The following is a 454-nucleotide window of genomic DNA, read 5'->3' on the forward strand; positions in this document are numbered from 1 at the left end:
GTTTCTTTCCATACAATCGCTTGTATGGCCTCGGATGTCTTGTTTATCCTAATTTCTTAGGATACTCAATTCATTTTCTTCAATATGCGGTTTTCAAGGTACGTATGACATGATGTATGTCCATCCAACTAAACTCGAAAATACCTCGTTAAGTTTCATGGACCGCCTCGCACTAAGTTCGTCTGTCGCCTGCCGGCTCATCCTCACTAAGTTGCTTTCGGCGAATGGAGATGGAGAGATTCGAACTCTTGACCCCCTGCTTGCAAGGCAGGTGCTCTCCCAACTGAGCTACACCCCCATATATTGTAACCAACCTGCGGAGCAGGTTGATTACCTGCACGCGCATCAGCGCGTTACCTTTTTAGGTAATCTGGCACCCACCTGCTCTCCCATGCCGTCTCCAGCATAGTACCATCGGCCGCTTAGGTCTTAACCATCGTGTTCGGGATGGGAA

1 tRNA gene and 1 rRNA gene are annotated in these 454 nt (G+C 48.5%); both read right to left on the reverse strand.

Annotation, left to right across the window (positions count from 1 at the left end):
• Positions 1 to 225 precede the first annotated feature (225 nt).
• Positions 226 to 298, reverse strand: a tRNA-Ala gene (locus LK536_RS58510).
• Positions 299 to 368: 70 nt separating this feature from the next.
• A 5S ribosomal RNA gene (gene rrf, locus LK536_RS58515) occupies positions 369 to 454 on the reverse strand; the annotation flags it as partial.

It is taken from the genome of Clostridium pacaense (genome assembly GCF_020709765.2).
Lineage (GTDB): Bacteria > Bacillota > Clostridia > Lachnospirales > Lachnospiraceae > Enterocloster > Enterocloster hominis.